The organism is Pseudoxanthomonas sp. Soil82, from assembly GCF_040446535.1.
In the GTDB taxonomy this organism is placed as follows: Bacteria; Pseudomonadota; Gammaproteobacteria; order Xanthomonadales; family Xanthomonadaceae; genus Pseudoxanthomonas; species Pseudoxanthomonas kaohsiungensis.
The window spans coordinates 714,614-737,657 of record NZ_JBEAAK010000001.1 but is presented as its reverse complement, the minus strand read 5'-3'; the positions used below and the strand labels follow the sequence as shown (position 1 = coordinate 737,657).

The 23,044-nt window shown below is 72.4% G+C and carries 19 protein-coding genes; 9 read left to right on the top strand and 10 right to left on the bottom strand.

The window, feature by feature from the left end; translation table 11 throughout:
- Positions 1-197: 197 nt before the first annotated feature.
- From ABKA19_RS03210 to rhlB, 7 genes are all read right to left on the bottom strand, one after another.
- Positions 198-911 carry a pirin family protein gene (locus ABKA19_RS03210; protein ID WP_353687621.1) on the bottom strand — a complete coding sequence of 238 codons (714 nt, stop codon included), beginning with the start codon at positions 909-911 and terminating at the stop codon, positions 198-200.
- A complete protein-coding gene (locus tag ABKA19_RS03205; protein ID WP_353687620.1) occupies positions 908-1,324 on the bottom strand; it encodes a DoxX family protein in 417 nt (138 codons plus the stop codon). The genes ABKA19_RS03210 and ABKA19_RS03205 overlap by 4 nt, the downstream gene beginning before the upstream one ends.
- 254 nt (positions 1,325-1,578) lie before the next feature.
- Positions 1,579-2,301, bottom strand: coding sequence for a uracil-DNA glycosylase (gene ung / locus ABKA19_RS03200; protein WP_353687619.1), 723 nt, complete (start codon positions 2,299-2,301; stop codon positions 1,579-1,581).
- Between the two features lie 2 nt (positions 2,302-2,303).
- A complete protein-coding gene (locus ABKA19_RS03195; protein ID WP_353687618.1) occupies positions 2,304-3,143 on the bottom strand; it encodes a response regulator in 840 nt (279 codons plus the stop codon).
- Positions 3,143-4,105: a permease-like cell division protein FtsX gene (gene ftsX, locus ABKA19_RS03190; RefSeq protein ID WP_353687617.1), complete on the bottom strand. Its 963-nt coding sequence runs from the start codon at positions 4,103-4,105 to the stop codon at positions 3,143-3,145. The genes ABKA19_RS03195 and ftsX overlap by 1 nt, the downstream gene beginning before the upstream one ends.
- Positions 4,102-4,788 carry a cell division ATP-binding protein FtsE gene (ftsE, locus tag ABKA19_RS03185; RefSeq protein WP_162378179.1) on the bottom strand — a complete coding sequence of 229 codons (687 nt, stop codon included), beginning with the start codon at positions 4,786-4,788 and terminating at the stop codon, positions 4,102-4,104. Before ftsE ends, ftsX begins: the two co-directional genes overlap by 4 nt.
- A gap of 196 nt (positions 4,789-4,984) precedes the next feature.
- Complete coding sequence (rhlB, locus tag ABKA19_RS03180) at positions 4,985-6,688, bottom strand: ATP-dependent RNA helicase RhlB (RefSeq protein WP_353687616.1); 1,704 nt, start codon at positions 6,686-6,688, stop codon at positions 4,985-4,987.
- A 208-nt stretch (positions 6,689-6,896) separates the two neighbouring features.
- On the opposite strand from rhlB, the gene trxA reads away from it, so the two are divergent.
- The 3 genes from trxA to ABKA19_RS03165 all read left to right on the top strand — a co-directional run bounded on the left by trxA (position 6,897) and on the right by ABKA19_RS03165 (position 9,451).
- Complete coding sequence (gene trxA, locus ABKA19_RS03175) at positions 6,897-7,223, top strand: thioredoxin TrxA (protein ID WP_162378181.1); 327 nt, start codon at positions 6,897-6,899, stop codon at positions 7,221-7,223.
- A gap of 212 nt (positions 7,224-7,435) precedes the next feature.
- Positions 7,436-9,127 (top strand): transcription termination factor Rho, encoded by a 1,692-nt coding sequence (gene rho, locus ABKA19_RS03170; protein ID WP_353687615.1) that lies wholly within the window; start codon positions 7,436-7,438, stop codon positions 9,125-9,127.
- A 189-nt stretch (positions 9,128-9,316) separates the two neighbouring features.
- Positions 9,317-9,451 carry an entericidin A/B family lipoprotein gene (locus ABKA19_RS03165; protein ID WP_162378183.1) on the top strand — a complete coding sequence of 45 codons (135 nt, stop codon included), beginning with the start codon at positions 9,317-9,319 and terminating at the stop codon, positions 9,449-9,451.
- Positions 9,452-9,590: 139 nt separating this feature from the next.
- Here ABKA19_RS03165 and ABKA19_RS03160 read toward each other — a convergent pair whose 3' ends face one another.
- Positions 9,591-11,585 (bottom strand): winged helix-turn-helix domain-containing protein, encoded by a 1,995-nt coding sequence (locus tag ABKA19_RS03160; protein WP_353687614.1) that lies wholly within the window; start codon positions 11,583-11,585, stop codon positions 9,591-9,593.
- Between the two features lie 203 nt (positions 11,586-11,788).
- Between ABKA19_RS03160 and ABKA19_RS03155 the strand changes: the two genes are divergently transcribed.
- The 3 genes from ABKA19_RS03155 (at position 11,789) to ABKA19_RS03145 (ending at position 16,492) form a co-directional block, all read left to right on the top strand.
- Entirely contained in the window at positions 11,789-13,585 is a 1,797-nt protein-coding gene (locus ABKA19_RS03155; RefSeq protein WP_353687613.1) for a tetratricopeptide repeat protein, read from the top strand.
- A 121-nt stretch (positions 13,586-13,706) separates the two neighbouring features.
- Positions 13,707-14,489: a DUF2306 domain-containing protein gene (locus ABKA19_RS03150; RefSeq protein ID WP_353687612.1), complete on the top strand. Its 783-nt coding sequence runs from the start codon at positions 13,707-13,709 to the stop codon at positions 14,487-14,489.
- Positions 14,490-14,647: 158 nt separating this feature from the next.
- Complete coding sequence (locus ABKA19_RS03145; RefSeq protein ID WP_353687611.1) at positions 14,648-16,492, top strand: monovalent cation:proton antiporter-2 (CPA2) family protein; 1,845 nt, start codon at positions 14,648-14,650, stop codon at positions 16,490-16,492.
- Positions 16,493-16,498: 6 nt separating this feature from the next.
- On the opposite strand, the gene ABKA19_RS03140 is transcribed toward ABKA19_RS03145, so the two are convergent.
- Positions 16,499-19,792 (bottom strand): ankyrin repeat domain-containing protein, encoded by a 3,294-nt coding sequence (locus ABKA19_RS03140; RefSeq protein ID WP_353687610.1) that lies wholly within the window; start codon positions 19,790-19,792, stop codon positions 16,499-16,501.
- Entirely contained in the window at positions 19,785-20,057 is a 273-nt protein-coding gene (locus ABKA19_RS03135) for a YcgL domain-containing protein (protein ID WP_353687609.1), read from the bottom strand. Before ABKA19_RS03135 ends, ABKA19_RS03140 begins: the two co-directional genes overlap by 8 nt.
- 187 nt (positions 20,058-20,244) lie before the next feature.
- On the opposite strand from ABKA19_RS03135, the gene ABKA19_RS03130 reads away from it, so the two are divergent.
- Genes ABKA19_RS03130 through ABKA19_RS03120 form a run of 3 tightly spaced genes read left to right on the top strand, consistent with a single transcriptional unit; the run spans position 20,245 to position 22,977 of the window.
- Positions 20,245-21,450 (top strand): beta-ketoacyl-[acyl-carrier-protein] synthase family protein, encoded by a 1,206-nt coding sequence (locus ABKA19_RS03130; protein ID WP_502945694.1) that lies wholly within the window; start codon positions 20,245-20,247, stop codon positions 21,448-21,450.
- Positions 21,447-22,211, top strand: a complete 765-nt coding sequence (locus ABKA19_RS03125) for a beta-ketoacyl synthase chain length factor (RefSeq protein ID WP_353687608.1) — start codon at positions 21,447-21,449, stop codon at positions 22,209-22,211. The genes ABKA19_RS03130 and ABKA19_RS03125 overlap by 4 nt, the downstream gene beginning before the upstream one ends.
- Positions 22,204-22,977 (top strand): glycosyltransferase family 2 protein, encoded by a 774-nt coding sequence (locus ABKA19_RS03120; RefSeq protein ID WP_353687607.1) that lies wholly within the window; start codon positions 22,204-22,206, stop codon positions 22,975-22,977. The genes ABKA19_RS03125 and ABKA19_RS03120 overlap by 8 nt, the downstream gene beginning before the upstream one ends.
- The last annotated feature ends 67 nt before the right edge of the window (positions 22,978-23,044 follow it).

Genomic DNA, 23,044 nt, shown 5'->3' with positions numbered 1-23,044 from the left:
GATGGTTCCCAGCATTGCATCCATGCAACAGCACGGCGGATTCTATCCAGCAAGATCAATGACTTGCTGGCACGCGACTGAACGCCAGCCAAGGGCGGGCGAGGCATCGCGCACCGGGCCCTGCCAATCGGTGTGAGGGCCCGGCGGCGCCTTTCAAGGGGGCCATGACCTTTGGGCCATGGCCCCCGATCCAGGGCTCAGTGGCGGGCCAGCTCGGGCAGGTCGAACACCAGCACCTCGGCGCCTTGCCCACGCTCGATCCGGACGTCCGGCTCGTCGCGATACAGCAGGGCGTCGCCGGCGCCCAGGTCGCGGCCGTTGACCGTGGCCGTGCCGCGGACCAGGTGGACGTAGGCCAGCCGGCCCGGGGCGATCGCCTGGGTGGCTTCCTCACCCGCGTCGAACAGACCGGCGTACATCCGCGCGTCCTGGTGGATGCTGACCGACCCGTCGGCGCCGTCGGGGCTGACCACCAGCCGCAGGCGACCGCGCTTCTCGCTGTCGTCGAACCGCTTCTGCTCGTAGCCCGGCTCGATGCCGGTGCGCTCGGGCAGGATCCAGATCTGCAGGAAGTGGGTGGTACCGGCGCTGTCGTAGTTGAACTCCGAGTGGGTCACGCCGGTGCCGGCGCTCATCCGCTGGACCTCGCCCGGGGTGATGGTCTCGACATTGCCCATCGAGTCCTTGTGCCCGAGCGCGCCCTCCAGCACGTAGCTGATGATCTCCATGTCGCGGTGGCCGTGGGTGCCGAAGCCCTGCCCGGCGGCCACGCGGTCCTCGTTGATCACCCGCAACGGCCCCCAGTGCACATGGTCCGGGTCGAAGTATTCGGCGAAGGAGAAGCTGTGCCAGGAGTCCAGCCAGCCGTGGTTGGCGTGGCCGCGTTCGCCGGCCGGTCGCAGGGTGATCACAGGGCACCTCCGGTGCTGAGGACGGGGGAGAGCTTGCGGTCGCGGCGCCAGGCATCGACGCTGAAGGCGCCGGCGCCGTTGGCGGCCAGCATCAGGAAGCCGCCGCCCAAGGCGACATTCTTCATCAGGTGGATGAACTGGTTCTGGTCCGCCAGGTCGGCATGGAACAGGAAGCCGGCAGCCAGCGAGAACACCGCCAGCGACAGCGCCGCGCTGCGCGTGAACACGCCAGCCAGCACCGCCAGGCCACCGCCGATTTCCAGGGCGATCACCAGCGGCAGCAACGCGCCGGGCACGCCCATCGCCTCCATGTACTGCTGGGTGGCGAGGTAGCCGGCGAGCTTGCTCCAGCCGGAAGCGATGAAGATCAGGGACAGGCCGATGCGGCCCAGGAGCGCATACAGGTGGTTCATGGAAAACCTCGGACAGGAACGCGGGGCGGATTCGCGGGATGCGGATCGGGGGGCCCTGCGACTGGCCGGCAGAATGAACCTCTTCACCAATGGAATAAACATGTAGATATTCCACTGGTTGTTCTATTTATGTCGTTCACGCGGATCGAGGAGCCGGCCGAGATCGAGTCCGGCCATTCAGGCATCGGTGAGCGGGGGCGACGGCGTCGCGTCGTGGGAAGCTTTCCAGCGCCGGGTGTCCGGCCTCCCGGCGCCTACGTGGCGCGCAGCAGCGCCTCGACCTCGGCCCGTGGCGGCAGCGACCAGTCCACTGGTCCCTGCCCGCGCCGGGCCAGGTACTCGTTGGCCGAGGCGAAATGCCCGCAACCCAGGAACCCCCGGTGCGCCGACAGCGGCGAGGGATGCGGCGCCTTCAGTACCCGGTGGCGGCGCGGGTCGATGACCTTGCCCTTGGCCTGGGCATAACTGCCCCACAGCAGGAACACCAGGCCTTCGCGTTCCTCGGCCAGGGCCTGGATGGCGTGGTCGGTGAATCCCTCCCAGCCTTTGCCCTGGTGGGCGCCGGCGCGCCCCTCTTCCACGGTCAGTACCGCGTTGAGCAGCAGCACGCCGCGCCGGGCCCAGGGCAGCAGGCAGCCGTGCTCCGGGCGCGGCAAGCCCAGGCTGGTTTCCAGCTCCTTGAAGATGTTGAGCAGCGACGGTGGCACCGGCACGCCCGGCAACACCGAGAAGCACAGGCCATGCGCCTGGCCGGGGCCGTGGTACGGATCCTGGCCGAGCACCACGACCTTGACCTGCTCGAACGGGGTGGCGTCGAAGGCGGCGAAGATCTGCGGCCCCGGCGGGTAGATGCGCGCGCCGGCCGCCTTGCGCTGGCGCAGGAACTCCGACAGTGCCTGCATCTCCGGGCGCAGCAGCCAGTCGCCGATGCGCGCCTTCCAGGACGGTTCCAGCCGGATCCGGTCTTCGCCGCCCACGGTCAGTTGGCGCGGCCGCCGTCCAGGCGCGCCACGCGCAGCTGGAACAGCACCTTGGTCACCAGCAGGCGTTCCTCGATGGGCTTCTGCACCAGGTCGTTGGCGCCGGCCTTGAGCAGTTCGGACTGGTTGTGGCGGTTGCCGTCGCCGGTCATCACCAGCACCGGCAGGCGGCGCTTGCCGTAGGCGAAGTCGATCCGGATGCGCTCGACCACGTCGCGCCCGCTCAGCTCGCCCTTCAGGGTCACGTCGGTGAGCACCAGGTCGATCCGGTCGGGGATGCGGCCCAGCGACTCGGCCGTCAGCAGTGCGAAGGCCTCCTCGGCGGTCAGCACATGGATGACCTTCAGTTGCTGGCGCTCGAGCATGCGCTTGGTGGCCTCGGCCACCACCCGGCTGTCCTCCACGTACAGCACGGTCGCGCCGACGATGGGTTGCGGCTGCACGTAGCCACGGATGAACTCCGCCAGCGCGTCGTGGCCCTGCGACTTGTCGAAGTAGTCCGTGACGAACTCGGTGAAGCGGCGTTCGACCAGGTGCTGCTGGGCGTCGCCGGACACCACGATCACCGGCACGTAGGCCTGGCCGGCGGCCTCACGCACGCTGCGCGCCAACTCCAGGCCATCGCCGTCGGGCAGCGACAGCGCGGTGGTGACCAGGTCGACCGCGCCGGCGTCGAGCGCGGTCCGCGCTTCGGCGATGCTGGCGCAGCCGACGACCTGCACGCCCGGCAGCTCGCGCGCGAGCACGTCGGCGATCAGCTTGCGCACCAGCTTGGAACCATCGGCGACCATCACCCGCGGCGCGTCGCTGATCAGATGCTTGAGCTCTTGTGCGGCCATCAGGTCTCCGTGGGCCGGGTCTGGCGCAGGAAATGTCCGGTGACCACCCGGGCCCCCAGCCAGCCGAGCAGGACAGTCCCCAGCAATACCATCCCGGAGTGCAGCGCATCCAGACCCTTGAGTGCGAACTGGCTCCCATAGCTGGCACTGAGTGCCGCCAGCGGCTCGCGCAGGGCCCAGCCCGCCGCCGCGATCAGGCCCAGCGCGAGCAGACCCGCGCCCAACCCGTACCAGACGCCCAGGTAGAGGAACGGGCGCCGGATGAAGCCGTCGCTGGCGCCCAGCAACTGCAGCACGCCGATCTCCTCGCGCCGCGACTGGATGTCCAGCCGCACCGTGTTGCCGACCACCAGCACCGCGCCCAGCCCCAGCAGCAGCGACAGCACCTGGACCACGCGCTCGCCGAAACGCAGCCAGCTGTCCAGGCGCTTGCGCCAGACCGCGTCGTGGTGGACCTGGTCGGCCTGCGGCAGCGCCTCCAGCGCGGCGACCAGGCCGGCGTCGTCGTCCCCGCGCGGCACCACGATCAGCAGGCTCGGCAGCGGGTTGTCGCCCAGCGCATCCAGCGCCTCGCCCAGGCCGCTGCTCTCGCGGAAGCCGGCCAGCGCCTGTTCCGGCGTGCGCAGCTCCACCGAGGCGACGTCGCCGCGCCCGCGCAGGGTGCCGGCGGTCCGTTCCGCAGCGGCCGCGTCCACGTCGGCCTTCAGGAACAGGTTGATCTCGCGCGACTGCTGCACGCTGCCGGCGAAGTGCCGCAGGTTGTCCATCACGATCGACAGCCCCAGCGGCAGCGCCAGGGCGAGCCCCATCACCGCGATGGTGAGCAGCGTGGCCCACGGCTTGCGCAGCGCGCGGCCCAGGCTGAAGGCCAGGCCGTGCAGGTGCTGGTCGAACCAGACCCGCAGGCGCGATGGCGCCGCGGGGGCCGCGGCGGGCCGGGCGGCGGTGGTATCGGCGCTCATTCGGCGAGGTCCTGCGGCGAGATGTCGTCGACCAGCCGCCCATGGTCGAGCACCAGCACCCGCCGGCGCATGCGTCGCAGCAGCGGCAGGTCATGGCTGACCACCAGCACGCTGGTGCCGCGGTCGGGCAGGCCGGCGAACAGCTCCATGATCTCCGCCGACAGGGTCGGGTCGAGGTTGCCGGTCGGCTCGTCGGCCACCAGCAGGCGCGGCTCGGCGATGATCGCCCGCGCGATCCCCACCCGCTGCTGTTCGCCCGCCGACAGTTGGGTCGGCAATGCCTTCTCGCGGTGGCCCAGGCCCATGCGCTCGAGCACCGAGCGCACCCGCTTGCCGATGTCCGCGCGGCGGGTGCCGCGCAGGATCAGGGGCAGCGCCACGTTCTCGCCGACGCTGCGGTCGGTGAGCAGCCGGTGGTCCTGGTAGACCACGCCGACATCGCGGCGGTGCAGCGCGACCTTGCCGCCACGCACGCGCTGCAGGTTGCGCTCGCCGAACACGACCGCACCCTTGCTCGGCCGTTCGGACAGGTGGATCAGCCGCAGCAGCGTGCTCTTGCCCGCGCCGGAGTGGCCGGTGACGAACAGCATCTCGCCTTCGTCCACGCCGAAACTCACGTCCACCAGCGCCTGGTGGCCGCCGGGATAGTGCTTGCTGACGTTCTCGAATCGCAGGACGCTCATGCCGCGATTATGTCGGAGCGCCCTGCCGCGCGCGACAGGGGCGGCGAGCGGCGCCGGTGAGGCCGCCGCTTGCTTCATTGCGTGGGCCATTCGTGGGCGCCACGACGGTACCGCGGGGGCGTCGCCGGTGCCGACGGCGACGCGTCGCGGGCAGGCCCGGCCCGTGCGGGCTGGGCTGCCTGCAAGTAGCCGCGGATCAGCCGCCCGGGACCAGCGAACGCAGCTTGCGGCCGATGCGGCTGAGCAGCGAATCCTTCTTGCCGGACTCGACCGGTGCCTGGCGCAGCGCCGGGACCTGCGACGGTGCGGTGGTCTGCGGATCGGCGGCCGGAGCCGCGCCGTCCACCGGCTTGCCATGGCGGCGGCGGCGGCGCTTGCGCGGCCCGCGTTCGCCTTCGGCGCGCGCTTCGCCCTGGCCGTTGCCGGCCTGCGCCCGCGGCGGATGCGCTGGGCCCGGTGCGGCCTGCTCCCCGCCGGCCGCGGTGGCAGCCACCGCGGCGACCGCGACCGCCCCGCCGGCGGCCGCCTTCGGCTTGCTGCGCGGACGGCGCTCGCCCTCGCGGCGCTCGCCGCCGGGCCTGCCGCCACGCGAACGACCGCCACCACGCCGCTCCTCGTCGGCGGCGCGCTGCTCGCGCGCCTCGCGGAAGATCTGGCCGATGCTCTCCTCGTCCTCGCCTTCGCCCTCGCCGGCCTCCGGCTTCGGGCGTTCCGGGCGCGGCAGCGGGGTCAGCAGCTCGGCGGTGACCGGCTCGGACGGGATCTTCTGCTCGATGTAGGCCTCGATGTCAGGCAGGCCCATGGCGTAGCGCTCGCAGGCGAAGCTGATCGCGTCGCCCTCGGCGCCCAGGCGCGCGGTGCGGCCGATGCGGTGCACGTAGTCTTCCGCGTCGAACGGCAGGTCGTAGTTGTAGACGTGCGAGACGCCGTCGATGTGCAGGCCGCGCGCGGCCACGTCGGTGGCTACCAGGATTTCGAGCTGGCCCTTCTGGAAGCGGTTGAGCAGGCTCTCGCGCTTCTTCTGCGGCACGTCGCCGGAGAGCACGCCGACGCGGTAGCCGGCCCGCTCCAGCGCGCGGGCGACGCGCTCGACGAACGCCTTGGTGTTGACGAAGACCATGGTCCGCGCGCCCTCGCTGCGCGACAGCAGCCCGATCAGCAGCGGCAGCTTCTCCTCGTCGGAGGGGTAGTACAGCTTCTGGCGCACGCGCGCGGCGGTGATCGACTCGGTCTCGACGACCAGCTTCTCCGGCTCGTTCATGTGCTCGTAGGCCAGCTCGAGCACGCGGTGGCTCAGGGTGGCCGAGAACAGCAGGGTCTGGCGCTCGGTGCGCACCGGCATGCGCCGCAGCAGGAAGCGGATGTCCTTGATGAAGCCCAGGTCGAACATGCGGTCGGCTTCGTCCAGCACGCAGATCTCGCAGGCGTGCAGCGACACCACCTTGTGCTGCTTGACGTAGTCGATCAGCCGGCCCGGGGTGGCGATGATCACGTCCACGCCCTTCTGCAGCAGCTCGCGCTGCTTGTCGTAGTCGACGCCGCCGTACACCAGGGCGAAGCGCAGGCCGAGCTGGCTGCCGAACTTGACCGCGTCCTTGTGGATCTGGATCGCCAGTTCGCGGGTGGGCGCCAGGATCAGCGCGCGCGGGTCTTCGGGCTTGCGCTCGGCCAGCGCCGGGCGGGTCAGCAGCCGGTTCATCACCGCCACCAGGAACGCCAGGGTCTTGCCGGTACCGGTCTGCGCCTGGCCGGCGACGTCGCGCCCGGGCAACGCGACCGGCAGGGTCAGTGCCTGGATCGGCGTGCAGCGGGTGAAGCCCGCCTCTTCCAGTCCCGCAAGCAGCGACGGGTGCAGGTCGAACGAGGAAAAAGTCACATCGGTCAGCGGTTTGTCGCTCATCATCCAGTCTTCATATGGCCCGGCGCAGCGTGGTGCGGCAGGCGGCCTTGCATAGGGTTCCGGCGCGCCGCACACTGCGGGCCGTCGTCGGATCGCGCGGCCGTCGGGGGGACGGTAGCCCCTTGACTTCTCCGCGAAACGCCCCAGTTTACCCCAAAGGCAACGCCAGGCTCGGCCGGGCGGTGCTGGCAATCCACGGAGACAACAAGTGAACGACAAGGTGATGCACATCGGCGATGCCGATTTCGACAGCGCCGTGCTGCAGTCCCAGGAACCGGTCCTGGTCGACTTCTGGGCCGAATGGTGTGGTCCCTGCAAGATGATCTCGCCGATCGTCGACGAGCTGGCCGAGACCTACGACGGCCGCATGAAGGTGGCCAAGGTCAACATCGACCAGAACCGCGCCACCGCGATCAAGTACCACGTGCGCTCGATCCCGATGCTGCTGCTGTTCAAGGACGGCCAGATCCAGGCCACCCAGGTCGGTGCGGTCGGCAAGGGCCAGCTGACCCAGATGATCGACAAGACCCTCTGAAGCCCCCGCGGGACGGCCGGCGAGGCCGTCCTGCCTGTGCCTGAACCGCCGTGGCGGCGCCCTTGCCGCCCCCCGGGGCCCGGTGTTAGTGTCGCCTAGACCGACCGCAGATCCGCGGCCGCGTCCCGTCCGGGCCGACCCGGACCACCCATCCCACCAGGATCCAAACGCCCGTACCGGGCGCTCGCACCTACCAGCGAGGAATCGCACTCTTGTCCGAGAACACCCTGCCTGAAGCGCCCGGGAGCGACGACGCACCCGCCGAGAAGCGTGCGCGCAAGCGCGTAGCCAAGCCGGCCGATGCCGCCAGCGAGGCGGCCAGCCCGCCGCCGGCCGCTGCTGCGGCGCCGCCTCCGCCGACCCCCCAGGCCCCGCCCCCGCCGTCCGGCGGCGACACCCCTTCCGCATCCGCTTCGGCCGACAACGCCGGTGGCCCCGGTCAATCGCAGGGCGGCGATGGTGGCCAGGGCGACCAGCGCGAAGGCGGCGGCCGCAACAACCGCCGCGAACGCTTCCGCAACCGCCGCGACCGCGAGCGCAACCGCGGCTTCCGCGACGACGGCGGCATGCAGGACGACAACGGCAGCAACCAGATGCAGCACCCGCCGCGCCCGCACCCGAGCGTGCCGGAGGGCTTCCCGCAGTACTCGCTGGGCGACCTGAAGCGGATGCCGGCGCACAAGCTGCTGGAGATCGCCGAGCAGCTGCAGATCCACGAGGGCGTGGCCCGCGCCCGCAAGCAGGACGTGATCTTCGCCCTGCTCAAGGTCCTCACCCGCCACGGCGAGGGCGTGGCCGCCGACGGCGTGCTGGAGATCCTGCCCGACGGCTTCGGCTTCCTGCGCGCGGCCGAGGCCAGCTACCTGGCCGGCCCGGACGACACCTACATCTCGCCCAGCCAGATCCGCCGCTTCAACCTGCGCACCGGGGACCACCTGTCCGGCCGCATCCGCTGGCCGAAGGACGGCGAGCGCTACTTCGCCCTGGCCGTGGTCGACACGATCAACGGCGAGCCGCTGGAAGCGTCGAAGAACAAGGTCCTGTTCGAGAACCTCACCCCGCTGTTCCCGCGCCGGCGCTTCCGCCTGGAACGCGGCGACGGCTCGACCGAGGACATCACCGGCCGCATCCTCGACCTGATGGCGCCGCAGGGCAAGGGCCAGCGCGCGCTGATCGTCTCCCAGCCCAAGGCGGGCAAGACGATGATGATGCAGCAGGTCGCCACCGCGATCACGACCAACCACCCGGACGTGCACCTGATCGTGCTGCTGATCGACGAGCGCCCGGAAGAAGTGACCGAAATGCAGCGCACCGTGCGCGGCGAAGTCATCTCCTCGACCTTCGACGAACCGGCCGCGCGCCACGTGCAGGTCGCCGAGATGGTGATCGAGCGGGCCAAGCGCCTGGTCGAGCACAAGAAGGACGTGGTGATCCTGCTGGACTCGATCACCCGCCTGGCGCGCGCCTACAACAACGTGGTGCCGTCCTCGGGCAAGGTCCTGACCGGCGGCGTGGACGCCAACGCCCTGCACCGCCCGAAGCGGTTCTTCGGCGCGGCGCGCAACGTCGAGGAAGGCGGCTCGCTGACCATTATTGCTACCGCCCTGATCGACACCGGCAGCAAGATGGACGAGGTGATCTACGAGGAGTTCAAGGGCACCGGCAACTCCGAAGTGCACCTGTCGCGCCGCATCGCCGAGAAGCGCGTGTTCCCGGCCATCGACATCAACCGCTCGGGCACCCGCCGCGAGGACCTGCTGATCGAGCCGGAACTGCTGCAGAAGATCTGGATCCTGCGCAAGCTGCTGCACCCGATGGACGAGATCGGCGCGATGGAGTTCATGCTCGACAAGATGAAGAACACCAAGTCCAACGACGAGTTCTTCAGCTCGATGAAGCGCTGATTTCCAGCGCCGCATCGGTGACGAAAAGCCCCGCATCGCGGGGCTTTTCGTTGTTCGACCGGCCGGCCATCCCCGCCGTCCGGATTTTGCGGCTCGCGTCACGCACCGCCGGCCTTCCCCGACCTCGCGGGCGGACGGCCCGGCATGCGATCCTTGCACCCTGACCGACCTCGTCTCCAGGAGAGACACATGAAGCGTTCCGTTGCCCTGTTGCTGCTCGCCACGTTCTCGCTCGCCACGCTCTGCGCGTGCAACACCATGGAAGGACTGGGCAAGGACGTGCAGAAGCTCGGCGAGAAGGTCGAGCAGAAGGCCAGCAACTGAAGGCCGGTTCCGCCCGGTCGCGTGCAGCGAAGGCCGGTCCTGCCGGCCTTCGCCTTTTCCCGGCCCGCCGCATGCGCCGCGCTGGCTCCTGCGACCGGCGCTCGGCGGCGTAGTCAGGCGCGACCCGCCCGCCTGCCGCTCACCGGCACTGGAAATCGTCTTCGCCCACCGGCGCGCAGCCGTCGCCCCACTTTCCGGTCTGGCGCCAGTAGTCGACCACCCCGGTTTCCACCAGCAACCGCTTGAACTCCGGGTGCGCGCGCACCTTCGAGTACGGCGCGTTCCAGAGCGCGACGTACGGCGGCGGGGCCATCGCGCCACGGTCGAACCCCTCCCAGCCCGACAGGTCCCTGCGCATTGCGGCCACGGCCAGGTTGGCATCGCCCAGCGCATCGGCCAGGTTGGTCCACACGTAGGCCGCGCCGGCACCACCGCCATAGGCATCGTCCACCAGCGCCCGGCGCACCAGGGCGAGCATCGCCCCGCGGTCGTCCAGCACCGTGCCCAGCTCGTGGAAGAACGGGGTGTCGAATTCCCGGCCCTGCCGCAGCAGCCGGGCATGCAGTTCGCGCAGTTCCTCCGACGCGGCGACCCGCCTGCCCGCCAGCTGGCGGAAGAACGCCAGGTAGTCCGGCGACAGCTGGCTGCCGTCCAGCACGCGGGCGCGCCGGTACTCGGCCTCGGCATCGTCGAAGCGACGCGCCGCGGTGTAGTCGTACTGCAGGTCGCGCGAGAGGTACAACGCCATGGGCTCGAACGCGCGCACCCGTTCCACCAGGGCGGTGGCCTCTTCGAGGTGGCCCATCGCGTAGATCATGAAGGCGTAGTCCCAGACCCGCTCCTTGGTCGGCGGCCCGGAATCCACCACCTGTCGCGCCAGGTCGATCGCCCCGGCCCGGTCGCCCCCGCGCCACAACGCATCGGCGCGGATCAGCCTGCCGATCCAGCTGTCCGGCGCGACCCGGGCGATCTCCGCGCGCACCTGCCGCGCCTCGGCGCGCAGCGGCCCGCCCGCCGCCGCGCCCAGCTCCCGCGCCACCGAGTCCAGCGAGCGCGCGAGCAGGTCGCGGCAGAGCACGCATTGCGGGTCCAGCACCACCATCTCGCGCGCCAGCTGCAGGCGCTCGCGGTCGTGCTCGAGATCCAGCTGTCCACGCATGACGATGCTGCGCCAGCGCAACAGCCGGTCGTAGGCATCGACGCTGGTGGTGCCGCCCTGTTCGCGGTTGAACCGGGCCACGTCCAACTTCACGCTCAAGGCCTGCGCCACGTCGCGCGCGATCTCTTCCTGCACGGCGAAGACGTCGCGCAGTTCGCGCGCGTAGGTCTTCGACCACAGGTGGGTGCCGTCGTCGGCACGGACCAGCTGGGCGGTGACCCGGAGCTGGTCGCGGTCGCGGCGCACGCTGCCTTCCAGCAGGTGGTCGACGCCGAGCTGGCGGCCGATCGAACGCAGGTCCTCGTTCCGGCCCTTGAACGAGAAGCTCGACGTGCGCCCCACCACGCGCAGCGACTGCGACTGGGCGAGCTGGTTGAGGATGTCCTCGGCCAGGCCGTCGGCGAGGTACTCCTGGTCGCGGGCCCGGGACAGGTCGGCGAATGGCAGCACCGCCAGCGACGGCGCAGCGGCCCCCGCTGCCGCGCCGGCCGCCGGCGGCGGACCGGGCCGCGCATCCTCCACCAGCAGCCATGCGACGCCGGCCACCGCCAGCAGCCCGGCGATCGCGGCGGCGACCGGCCAGGCCCTTCGTCGCCGTGGCGGTGGCGGGTCCACGGCGGCCACGTCGGGCGCCTCCGCTCCAGCCGTCGCCGCGGGCGCCGGCAGGTCGAAGCGGTAGCCGACGCCATACACCGTGTGCAGCACGCGCGCGTGCTGCGCGTCCTCGCCCAGCGCCTGTCGCAACAGGCTCATGATCCGGTTCAGCACGCTCTGGGTGACGTGCCGGTGACCCCAGATCGCATCGAGGATCTCGTCGCGGGTGAAGACCCGGCCGGGCGATGCGGCCAGCAATGCGAGCACGGCGAACGCCTTCGGCTCCAGCGCCAGCTCGCGCCCACCGCGCAACAGCCGGCGACCGGCGAAATCGATGACCAGGTCGTCGAAGGCGAGGCGGTCGGGAGCAGGCGGCGACATGCGATCCCCGAGAGGGCCATGACCATCGGAGCCAGTATAGGGGGGCTTCCGATCGCATCGACCCGTGGCGCCCTGCGGCCTTACACGCTGGCCTGCGACTGGCCTGCGACTGCCCTAAGGACTTGCGGCGCCGGCCGCGGCACGCTGGCCCTGCTCCGTCGCTGGCCGCGTTCCTTGACAGGCCACCCGCTCGAGGATCCGCCATGAAGAAGCCTTCGCCCCGCCCCGTCGTCCTGTCCATCGCGTTGGCCGGCCTGTGCGGCTCCGCCTGGGTGATGGGGAGATCGCCCGAGCCGGCGGTGGCCTATGACCCGTTGCTCGCCCCGGGCGGCGGCGTGTGCTCGGCGCCCGCCGCAGGTCGCCCCGCCCTGCTCGATGCCCTGGTGCTCGCGCAGGCCACCGAGACCCGGCCGTTCCCCTCGCCGCCGATGAAGGCTGCGCAGGGCGCGGTTCCGCTGTACGACAACCTGGGCACGCTGGGCCTGGAGGTGGGCACGACAAGCGCGACGGCGCAGGCCTATTTCGACCAGGGCCTGCGCTGGGCATTCGCGTTCAACCACGCCGAGGCGCAGCGCGCGTTCCAGGCCGCGCAGCAGGCGGATCCGAAGCTGGCGATGGCCCACTGGGGCGAAGCCCTGGTGCTGGGCCCGAACATCAATGCGCCCATGCCGCCGGAAGCCGTGGCGCCGGCGCTCGCCGCGCTGGCCAGGGCGGTGGAGCTGGCGCCCGCCGCGCCGGCGCGGGACCGCGCGCTGATCGCGGCGCTGCAGAAGCGTTACTCGGCCGATCCAGGCGCCGACCGCGCCGCCCTGGATGCCGCCTTCGCCGACGCGATGGGTGTGGTGGCCCGGCAATACCCGGACGAGGACACCATCCAGACGCTCTTCGCCGAGTCGATCATGGACACGCAGCCGTGGGACTACTGGGAGGCCGCGGGAACCCGGCCCAAGGGCCGCGCGGGCGAGATGCTGGCGACGCTCGAAACGGTCCTGGCGCGCAATCCGGAGCATCCTGGCGCGATCCACCTCTACATCCATGCCGTCGAGGCTTCGGCTTCGCCGGAGCGCGGCCTGCCCCATGCCAGGCGACTCGCGGCGTTGATGCCGGGTGCCGGGCACATCGTGCACATGCCGGCGCACATCTACTACCGCGTGGGCCTGTTCAAGGAATCGCTGGAGGCCAACAAGCGCGCGATGGCCGTCGACGAAGCCTACTTCGCGACCTCGCCCTCCGACCCGCTCTACAAGGCGGCCTACTATCCGCACAACATCCACTTCGTGCTGGTGTCGGCGCAGATGGGCGGCGACGGCGCGACCGCGATCGAGGCGGCGGACAAGCTCGACGCCACGCTGGGAGACGATGTCGTCGGCCAGTTCCCCGTGCTCGAGCCGATCAAGGCCGCGCCGCACCTGGCGCACGCCACCTTCAGCGAGCCGGCCCAGGTCCTAGCGCTCGAGGCACCGCCGGAGAAGCAGGTGCTGGTATCGGCGCTGGCGCATTACGCCCGGGCACTGGCCCACGCCGCCGGGAAGGACTTCGATGCCGCGCAGCGCGAGATCGCCGCCATCGAAGGCATCGAACGCAGCGCCGACTTCCAGCCGTACCTCGACTGGTACGTACCCGGAAAGGAGATCGTGCAGATCGCGCGGCTGGCCGCCACCGCCCGCCTTGCCGACGCCCGCGGGAACCTCGGGGCCGCGGCCGACGCCTATGAGCAGGCCGTCGCGCTGGAAGACGCGCTCGCCTACATGGAGCCGCCTTACTGGTACTACCCGATCCGCCAGTCGCTCGGCTCGGTCTACCTGCGGCAAGGCAGGCTGGACGACGCCGAAAGGGTGCTGCGCGAATCGCTGCTGCGCTCGCGTGGCAACGGCTGGGCGCTGGCGGGGCTGGCCGAGGTCTACCGGCGCAAGGGCGACCGCCAGGCGGAAGGCGCCGCACGGCAGGCATACGGGAACGCCTGGTTCGGCGCAAAAGCCCCCGACATTGCCCGCCTTTGAGCGCATGCGCTCCGCGACCACACGCGTGCAGCAAGCGGCGGCCGTGCGCCGCCGCCCGTCCGCCGGACCGGCCCGAACGGCACCGCCGGATGCGGATCCGCCGCTGCGCTGGCTCGCTCGCGTGTTCCAGGCCGCGACGCTGGCAGGCCTGGCGGCGTTCGGCCTGTACATCGTGCTGCGCGCCAGCGGAGCGACGCCGCAGAACTTCGAACAATGGGGCCCGCTGGTGGCAGGCCAGCCGATGCGCTCGGCGTCGGACAGGGTCGCCAACCTTGGCATCGGCCTGCACTTCGCCATGGGCGCGATCCTGGTGCTGGCCTGGCCGATCCTGTTCTCGACGCGGATCCGCACCGGCCATCGCCTCGTCCACCGCTGGACCGGACGGGTCTACGTGTCGGCGGGGTTCCTCGCTGGCGCCGGCGGCATGGCGTTCATCGCGACCCACGGCGCCTACGCGCCGGCGGCATCGGTCGCCTTCGCGATCTGGGGCGCGGTACTGATGCTCAGCGCGGTCATGGCGTACCTGCACGCGCGGGCACGCCGCTACGACCTGCACCGGGCCTGGGCGATCCGCCTGTTCGCGATGGTGCTCGGGTCGTGGGTGTTCGACCTGGAGATCCGCGCCTGGAACGACCTCACCGGCGGCTTGGGGGTCGGCAAGGGCCACACGTTCGGGCCGTTCGACTACGCGATCCTCTACCTGTTCTTCGTCCCCAACCTCCTGGTTGCCGAATTCTTCATCCGCAACATGCACAGGCGCATTGCCCTGCCGCGCCCGCTGCGCTGGCCGACGCTGGCCGCGCTCGCCGCCAGCGCGCTGGTCTTCGCCTATGCCGTCGCCGTGGTCACCGCCACGCCCGGCGGCAAGTTCGGCCGGCACCTGCTGCAGCTGGGCGCCGGCTGACGGCGCATCACCCTTGCTGCAACCACCCTGGGCGGCCGCCACTTGGCCGACGCCGCCGACACCGTCCGGCAACGGCCTGGCCCCGGCGCGCGGAGCAGACGCTCGGCGCGCTGCGCGCGCCGGCCCATAATCGGCCCCGTACGGAAACGGGACCGGCCATGCCCACCAGCCTCAACTTCGAACTCACCCTGGTCCTGCTGCTGGCGGCGATCGTGGCGGTGCCGCTGTTCCGCCGCTTCGGGATGGTCGCGGTGCTGGCCTACCTGGCCACCGGCGTGCTGCTGGGGCCGGACGGGATCGGCGTGGTCAACGATCCGGACCGGATCCTGGGCGCGGCCGAGATCGGCGTGGTCATGCTGCTGTTCGTGATCGGCCTCGAACTGTCGCCTGCGCGGCTGGCGCTGATGCGCCGGCCGGTGTTCGGCGCCGGCGGCGCGCAGGTGTTCGTCTCGGCATTGCTGCTGGCCGGCGCGCTGCTGCTCTACGGCATCCACTGGAAGGGCGCGCTGGTCGCCGGGCTCGGCCTGGCCCTGTCCTCCACCGCGGTGGGCCTGCAGTTGCTGTCCGAGCGCAAGCAGCTGGGCAGCGACTACGGCAAGCTCGCCTTCGCCGTCCTGCTGTTCCAGGACCTGATCGCGATCCCGCTGCTGGCGGTGGTACCGCTGCTGGGCGGGGTGAAGAACCAGACCCTGACATGGACCGCGGTCGGCCAGGCGCTGGGCGCGCTGGCACTGGTGTACTTCGGTGGCCGCCTGCTGATGCACCGGGCGCTGCGCGTGGTCGCGCGCACGCAGGCGCCGGAAGTGTTCACCGCCACCTCGCTGCTGGCGGTGCTGGGCAGCGCCTGGATCATGCAGCAGGCCGGCTTGAGCCCGGGGCTGGGCGCGTTCATCGCCGGCGTGCTGCTGGCCGATTCGGAATACCGGCATGAGGTCGAATCGCAGATCGCTCCGTTCAAGGGGCTGTTGCTGGGCCTGTTCTTCATCGCCGTGGGCATGGGCATCGACCTGGACCGCATCGCTGGCGAACCGGTACTGGTCGCCGGCGGCGTGGCCCTGCTGCTGCTGGTGAAGTTCGGCGTGCTCTACGGGATCGGCCGGATCGCCAGGCTGGTGCCGTCGCACGCGCTGATGCTCGGCGGCACGCTTTGGCTTGGCGGCGAGTTCGCCTTCGTCGTTTTCCACGAGGCGTTGCGGGTGGACCTGGTTTCGACCGACAACCACGACCGGCTGGTGGCGATCGTCGGCCTGTCGATGGCGCTGATGCCGCTGCTGTTGTTGGCCCTGGACGCGCGCGTGCGCCGCCACGAAGCGCAACATGCACCAGCACCCGCGCACGCGCACGCGCACGACATCCCGCAAGGCGCGCAGCTGCAGCCGCAGGTGCTGGTGGCCGGGGTCGGCCGCTTCGGCCAGATCGTGGTGCGGCTGCTGGCCGCCCAGCGCATTCCCTACGTGGCCCTGGAAAGCAGCCCGGAGCAGGTCGAGGACGTGCGCCGCAGCGGGGGCCGGATCTTCTATGGCGACCCCACGCGCTCCGACCTGCTGCGCGCGGCCGGCGCCGAGCACGTGCGCGTGTTCGTGGTCTGCACCGACGATCCGGACAGCAACCTGCGCGCGGTACGCCTGATCCGCCGCCTCTATCCGCAGGCGAAGATCCTGGCGCGCGCGCGCAACCGGCAGCATGCCTGGCGGCTGATGGACCTGGGCGTGGAGCCGTACCGCGAACTGCTCGGCAGCAGCCTGGAAGTGGGCGAGCGGGTGCTGCGCGAGCTGGGCATGCCGGCCGATATCGCCGCCGAGCACGTGGGCTGGTTCCGCGAACACGACGAGGCGCTGCTGCGCGAGCAGTACCTGGTCTACGACGATGATGCGGCCGTCACCCAGAGCGCGCGCCAGGCGCGCACCGACCTGCTGCGGCTGTTCGACGCCGACGAGGATCGCAGCGCCGCAGTGCCGCCGCCGGCGGCGCCGGAGGCGCCACCGCCGGGCGGCGCCGGCTGACCGGGCTCAGCCGCGCGGTTCGCGCAGGAAGCGGGCCATCGACACGCCGGTCTGGGCGGGAGCGAACTCGGCGGCGACGTCGACGAAGCCGCGCATCACCGCGATCTCGCGGGGGCTGCGGTTGAGCGTGTCGCGCAGGTCCGGGTCGGCGCCGGCGCGCAGCAGGCGCTGGACCACCGCGCCCAGGCCATGCAGCGCAGCCAGGTGCAGCGGGCCGAAGCCGCGTGGATCCTGCACTTCCAGCGACACGCCCTCCTCGAGCAGCCGCTCCAGGCCGGCCATGACCACCGGCTCGTCGCAGGCGCTGCCCGGCTCGGCGCGCGCGCCGAGCAGCAGCAGCAGCGGGGTCACGCCACCGGCGGCAGGCATGTCGGCTTCGGCGCCGGCCAGCAGCAGGGTGTCGAACAGGGCCAGCAGGCGGGTGCGGTCGCGGCCGGTGAAGCCATAGAGCGCGGCGCAGTGCAGCGGCGCCAGTCCCTGGCTGTCGCCGGCATCGATGTCGGCGCCGGCGGTCAGCAGGCGCGCGGCGATGTCGGGCATGCCCAGCGCGCAGGCCAGCATCAGCACGGTGACGCCACCGGGCAGGCGGTGCTCGAGGTCGGCGCCGGCGTCGAGCAGCGCACTGACGATCGCGGTCTGGCGCATGCTCACCGCGGCCGACAGCGGGGTCGCGCCGCTGTGCGCGGCGTGCTGCGGATCGGCACCGCGCGCCAGCAGCAGGTCGACCGCGGCCGCATGGCCGCCGCCGGCCGCGCGCAGCAGGCCGGTGCAGCCCTGCGCATCGACCGCATCGACCGGGAATCCCAGTTCGAGCAGGCGGCGTACCGCGTCGGCATCGCCGGCCATGGCCGCCGAGACGACGTCGCCGGCGCGCAGCGGGCGGCGCGGCAGCGGCCACACCCGCCAGTCCAGCCAGTCGGCGAGGTCGCGGCGGCCACTGGCCAGGGCCACGCCCAGCGGCGTCTGGCCGTCGGCGGCGCGCGCGTCCGGCGAGGCGCCCTGCGCGACCAGCCGGCGCAGCGCCGACTCGCGACCCAGCGCGGCGGCCAGGTGCAGGGCGGTCATGCCGTGGCCGTCCCGCGTCTCGCGGTCGACACCTGCGTCCAGCAGCGCATCCAGCAGGCGCAGCCAGCCCAGGCGTACCGCCAGGGACAGCGCCGGGTCGCCGGCGGGTGACGGCGCGAACGGATCGGCGCCCTGCAGGAACAGGTCCAGTGCCAGCTGCTCGTTGCCGCGCCCGGCCTGGTCGCGCTGCACGCAGGCGGCGAGGAACCGGGCCAGGCCACCGCCGCCGGCCGGCGACGCGCCCTGGCCGAGCAGGACGTGGATCGCCGCGGCGGCGTCGCCGCCATGGTCGAGCAAGGCGGTCAGCGCGGTTTCGCCCGCGGCCGTCGTTTCAGGGTCGGCGCCATGGGCCAGCAGCCAGGCCACGGCCGGCGCATGCGCGCGCAACGCGGGATCGTGCAGCAAGCTGCCCAGTTCGGACGGCGCGCACAGCCGCGCCAGCGAAGCCAGGCCTTCCAGCCGTCCGGCCTGCAGGCCATCGCGCAGCAGCGCCAGCGGCGGGCGCTCCTCGACCGGCTGGTCGGCGGCCGCGTCGGCCACCGCCGCCGGCAGCGGGTATGCCGGATCGAGCGCGGCGACGATCGACCAGCGCCCGGCCTCGGCAGCGACGTCGACCGCGCGGCGGCCAGTGGTGTCGGCCTGCGCCGGATCCACGCCCAGCTCGAGCAGGCGACGCACCAGCGCCAGCGAGGCCTGTTCGGCGCCGGCCGCGAGCACCAGCGCGTTGCGGCCTTCGCCGTCGATGGCACCGACGTCGATGCGCTGCGCGGCCAGGTGCTCGATCACGCCACCGCGCAGGGCGCGGGCGGCCTCCAACCAGGGGGTGCGGCCGCCGGCGTCGCGCGCCTGCGGGTCGGCGCCCGCGGCCAGCAAAGCGGCGACGATGTCGGCATGGCCGGCCAGCGCCGCCTCGTGCAGGGCGGTACGCGCGCCGCGGCCGGGGGTGCCCACCCGCGCCTTGAACTTCAGCAGCAGTTGCACGCCGGCCGGATCGTCCTCCTCGCTGGCCGCGGCGGCCAGCAGCGCCGGCTGGCCGTCCGCCGGCTCGGGGCGCGCGCCGCGTTCGAGCAGGAACTTGGCCAACCGCCAGTTGCCGCTCGCGCAGGCCACGCCCAGCGGCGAGAACCCGTCGTGGTTCAGCGCATCGATGTCGGCGGCGGCGTCGCGCAGCAGCGCGGCCACGCCCGGGTCGGTGCTGCGCGCGGCGTGGTGCAGGGGGGTGTTGCCATCGGCATCGGTGGCGCGCGGGTCGGCGCCGTTGGCCAGCAGGGTCATCACCGCTTCCGGCCGGCCGTGCCAGCTGTCGCGGGTCGCCGCCAGCAGCGGGGACGTGCCGCCCCCGCCATTGAGGTCGACGCCGCGCGCGATCAGCGCGCGCAGCAGGCGCAGGTCCGGCAGCACCGCGGCCAGGGCGGCCAGGCAACGCTGGTCGCGGTCGCCCGGCGGTGGCGGCGCATGCGCGTCGGCGCCGGCATCCAGCAACTGCAGGGCACGGTCGACGCGGCCGCCGCGCGCGGCCGCGTACAGCGCGCCGGCCAGGTCGCCGGCGTCGGGCACCGGTTCGGCCGGGGATTCCGCCGATCCGGGCGAGGCGGCGGCGGCGAGGAATTCCAGCGGACCGGCGACCGCCTGCGGTCGCGGCGCCCGCTGCACCCACAGGTGCAATAACGGTTGCGCCAGCGCAAGCGCCGCCGCCAGGCCCCAGCGTGCCGGCGAAGGGACCAGGCCGGGCCAGCCCAGCAGCAGCAGCCCGGCCAGGATCGCGGCCACGGCGGCGGCCACGCCCAGCCCCGACCAGCTGCCGCTGTCCTGCTGCGGCAAGCGGCGCCATGCGGCGGCCAGCAGGCCGTCTTCGCGTTCCAGCGCCTGCCACACCGGCCAGGTCCGCCACAGCGCGAGCAGCACCGCCGCGGCCATGCCACTGGCGCCCAGCGCCGCGCCGATCCCGCCGCCCTGCCGCAGCGCCTGCAGCGGCCAGGCCAGCAGGGCGAACGCCAGCAGCAAACCCAGCCCCCACAGCAGCAGCAGGCCGGACAGCGCCGGCCGCAGCGCACGCAGGTCCCGCGGCAACGGCCGCGTGCCCTCCCACCACGACACCGCCAGCGCCAGCGCCAGCTGGGCAAGCAGGCCCGGTAGCAGGCTCGCCGGCCCCTGGATACCGGCCAGCAGGGCGAGCACGACGCCGGCCACGCCCGCGCCCAGCGCGATCCGGCGCTGGCGGTCGGAGCTAGTCAAGGTCGCATTCCCCCCGCAGGTTCGCGGCGACCACCGAGGTCGGCGGGAACTGCACGTGGAAGCCGCGCGTGGCCAGGTTCGCCCGCACGAGCTGCGGGTCCGACTGGGCCAGGCGGCGGTCCGGGGTCAGCGCCACTTCCAGCACGAACGCCAGCTCGCCCAGCTGCGCACGCAGGACCTCCGGCAGCCTCGCGAAGTCGTCGCGGGCGGCGAGGAACACGAAGGTGTCGGCTTTGCGTCGGCTCTTGTAGACGTAGGCTTGCATGCGCGCGCGCCGCGCCCTGCTTCAGGAGTGGGGAATCCCGGGGATTGTGTCGGAAATGCGCCATGCGCGGAAGCGAGCGCGTCCGCTGCCGCCGGCGCGCGGCGGTTCATGTTCCCCAACACGGGGGCGACGCAGGCCTGTGGCTATACTCGCCAGCCACCTACACGCCAGCCGGCCAGCCGCTCCGTTGCAGTCGATCCCTCCTCCGCCGCGGAGCATCCCGCTCGCCATCAATGCGCACACCGCGACCACCGCGCTGGGCGCCGGCCTGCATGCGCATCGCCAGGCGATCCACGACCGTCGCAGCGGGCTGCGCCGCAACGACTTCGGCGACGTGCCGCGGCTGGACTGCTGGATCGGCCGGGTCGAAGGGCTCGAGCAGGCGCCCCTGCCATCGGAACTGGCCGAATGGGAGTCGCGCAACCACCGCCTGGCCTGGCACGCATTGCACCAGGACGGCTTCCTGGACGAGGTGCGCGGCGCGGTCGCGCGCCATGGCGCCACCCGCGTCGCGGTGCTGGTCGGCACCTCGACTTCGAGCATCGGCGAAACCGAAGCGGCCTATGCGCAGCAGCGCGACGGGCGCATCCCCGACGCCCTGGCGCGGGTGCTCGTGCACACCCCGCACGCGCTGGGCGACTTCGTCGCCGAGGTGATCGGCGCGCGCGGCCCGTGCCTGACCGTGGCCACCGCCTGCTCGTCCAGCGCCAAGGTGTTCGCGCTGGCTTCGCGGATGCTGCAGGCCGGGTTGGCGGATGCGGCCATCGTCGGCGGCGTGGACACGCTGTGCGGCAGCGTCCTGTACGGTTTCAACGCGCTGCAGCTGGTCTCGCCCGAGCCGTGCCGTCCGTTCGACGCAAACCGGCGCGGCCTGTCGCTGGGCGAAGGCGGCGGCTTCGCCCTGCTCGAGCGCGAACCGCGCGACGCGCGCGGCTGGCTGGCCGGCTACGGCGAATCCAGCGACGCCCACCACATGTCCGCGCCGCACCCGCAGGGCCTGGGCGCGCAGCGGGCGATGGCCGGCGCGCTGGCCCGCGCCGGCCTCGCTGCGGACGCGATCGGCTACCTCAGCCTGCACGGCACCGCCACGCCGGCCAACGACAGCGTCGAGGCGCGGGCCGTGGCCGCCATGTTCCCGCCGACCCTGCACGCCAGTTCCACCAAGGGCTGGACCGGGCACACGCTGGGCGCGGCCGGCATCGTCGAATCGGTGCTGGCGCTGCTCGCGCTGGAGGACGGACGGCTGCCGGGCACGCTCAACAGCAGCGACCCGGACCCGGCCTGCGGACCGCAGATCCGCTTCGCCAACGAGGAACGCAGGATCGAGCACGCGATGAACAACGCATTCGGCTTCGGCGGCAACAACTGTTCGCTGGTGTTTTCGCGCGCATGACCGCCATCCCGCTCACCGCCGGCATCGAAGGCCTCGGCCTGTGGACCGCGCAGGCACCCTCGTGGGCGGCCTTCCGCGGCCTGCTCGCCGGCGCGGCCGTCGAGGAAGGCACCCGCCCGGCCCCGGCGCTGCTGCCGCCCAACGAGCGCCGGCGCGCGCCGGACACGGTGCTGGTGGCGCTGGAGGCGGCGCAGGCCGCCTGCCTCGACGCCGGGCGCGATCCTTCGACGCTGCCGTCGGTTTTCGTTTCCACCTACGGCGACCTGGCGATCACCGAACACCTGTGCCAGACCCTGGCCACCGCGCCGCTGGAACTGTCGCCGACCCGCTTCCACAACTCCGTGCACAACGCCGCCGCCGGCTACTGGACGATCGCCGCCGGGGCGATGGAGCCGGCCACCGCGATCAGCGCGGACTTCGCGATGGGCCTGCTGGAGGCGCTGGCACAGCTGGCCACCGGCGCCGGGGCGGTGCTGCTGGTCGGCTACGACGGCCAGGCACCGGGGCTGCTGCGCCAGGTCGCGCCGACCGAGGGCCTGCTCGGCGGCGCGCTCGTGCTCGGCCCGGCTACGGCCGGACGGCCGCGCCTGAGGCTGGTGCTGGTCGACGGCGAGGCCCCCGCGGTCGCCGCGCCGGTGGCCGCCGGCAACGCGATGGCGCCGCTGCTGGTCCTGTTCGCCGCGATCGCGCGCGGCGACGGCGTCGCGCTGCTGCCCGCCGGCCCGGGCCGCGTACTGCGGGTGGAGCTGGACCATGGCTGAGGCGGTCGCCCGCACGGGCGAGGTCGCGGTGGTGGTCCCCGCGCTCAACGAAGCGCTACGGATCCGCGAGGTGGTCGAGCAGGCGCTGCGGCATTGTCCCTGGGTGATTGTGGTCGACGACGGCTCCGACGATGGCACCGGCGACCGCCTGCACGGGCTGCCGGTGACCGTGCTGCGGCATCCGCGGCGGCTCGGCAAGGGCGCGGCGCTGCGCACCGGCTTCGCCGAGGCGCTTGCTCGCGGCGCGCGCGGGGTGCTGACCATCGACGGCGACGGCCAGCACGACCCGGCCGACCTGCCGCGCCTGCTCGACGCCGCCGCCCGGCACCCGCGCTGCATCATCATCGGCGCGCGCCTGCGCCACCGCGAAGCGGCGCCGCCGCACCGGCGCATGGCCAACGCCTTCGGCGACTGGGGCGTGGCCTGGGCGGCCGGCCACCGGATCGCCGATACCCAGAGCGGGCAACGCTACTACCCGGCCTGCGTGATCGCACTGGAGGACGTGCCGGGCGAGGATTTCGTGTTCGAGGCGCAACTGCTGATCTCGGCCGCGCGCCGTCTCGGCGTGCACTGCGTGTCGGTGCCGGTGGAGACGCGCTATCGCGGCGGCGACGGCGGCCCGCTGCGGCACAGCCACTTCCGCCCGCTGCGCGACCTGTACCGGATCACCTCGCACGTGGTCCGCCAGGTGCTCCGGCATGGCGACGTGTGGAACGAGTACCGGCGCGTGCGCCTGCAGCCGCCGCGGGTCGATCCGGGCGGCTGAGCGGCGGCGCGGCGCAAGCGGCGGCGGCGCGCTGTCGCCCGCTCCGCCGCCCTTGGTATAAGTCTGC